This is a genomic window from Caballeronia sp. M23-90 (genome assembly GCF_053574605.1).
In genome coordinates this window covers 1-1,263 of record NZ_JBSIPA010000830.1, presented here as the reverse complement: position 1 = coordinate 1,263, position 1,263 = coordinate 1, and the positions used below count along the sequence as shown (strand labels likewise).

General features: G+C 62.2%; 2 protein-coding genes. Both read right to left on the bottom strand.

What is annotated here, in order from left to right:
• Positions 1-975: 4-hydroxythreonine-4-phosphate dehydrogenase PdxA (gene pdxA, locus ACRXB1_RS36240; RefSeq protein WP_449494799.1), on the bottom strand; the 975-nt coding region annotated here is incomplete at its 3' end.
• A gap of 70 nt (positions 976-1,045) precedes the next feature.
• A partial coding sequence (locus ACRXB1_RS36235) for a nucleotide-binding domain containing protein (RefSeq protein WP_449494798.1) occupies positions 1,046-1,263 on the bottom strand: 218 nt, incomplete at its 5' end.

The following is a 1,263-nucleotide window of genomic DNA, read 5'->3' as shown; positions in this document are numbered from 1 at the left end:
TCCCTGGCGCAGGGCTTCGAGCAGGCTGCGTTCGTCGGCGATCCCTTTGCCTGCGATGTCGAACGCCGTGCCGTGATCCACCGACGTCCGGATCACTTCCAAACCGACCGTCACGTTCACGCCCGCTTCGAGCCCGAGCACCTTCACCGGACCATGTCCCTGGTCGTGGTACATCGCGACCACGAGGTCGAAGTCGCCGCGGCCGGCGCGGAAAAAGAGCGTATCGGCGGGGAGGGGACCAGTGACATCGAGTCCCTGTTCCTGCAGCACCTTTACAGCCGGGATGATCTTTTCCTCTTCCTCGCCATAGCCGAACAAGCCGTTCTCGCCGGCATGCGGATTGATGCCGCAAACGCCAATGCGCGGCTTCGCGATTCCTGCCTTGATGAGCGTGGCGTTGCCGCGTTCGATCGTGCGCTGCACGAGACCGGGTTCGATCTTCTTGATCGCATCGATGATGCCGATATGCGTCGTCACATGGATCACGCGCAATTGCGGCGCGACGAGCATCATCGATACTTCCTTGACGCCCGTGAGATGCGCGAGCATTTCGGTGTGGCCGGGATACTTGTGGCCACCGGCGTGCAGCGCTTCCTTGTTGAGCGGCGCGGTGCAGATGGCGTCGATCTGCTTCGATTCCGCCAACTCGACTGCACGCGCAATGTACTGGTAGGCCGCGTCGCCTGCAACGGACGACAGCTTGCCGAAGGGCAGGTCATCGGGGATCAGGTCGAGGTCGATACAGTCGATCGTGCCCGGCTCGTACTTCGCCTCGGTCGCGTCCTTGATGCGGCGGATCTTCGCGGTGCCGTTGACGATCTCGTTGGCTTGTTCGAGGCGGCGCGCGTCGCCGATCACGAGCGGACGGCATTGCTCGTAGACCACTTTGTGCGTGAGGCTCTTGACGACGATCTCGGGGCCGACGCCGCTTGCATCGCCCATCGTGATGCCGATTACGGGAAGATAGTTGCTCATGATCTTGGTGTTACTCCGTGTATGTGGGGCGCTTTCGTTACGCTTTGATTGAAATCGCGCTCGCCTGGATTCAATGTGTGTTCGTTGTCGGTAAAGGCAGCCGCCGCAGGTGTTCCCACGCGCCGAACAGCGCATGTTCGCTGCCGAATGCGCCGGCCTTCGTGACAATCGCGGGGCGCGATGCCAGTGGCGCAGAAGGCCGTGCAACCGCAACGCCGGCTTCGACTTCGGCCAGCAAATCGAGACTGCCGATGCCCGAGGCGCTCAGCATCGCGCGGGCTCGTTTCA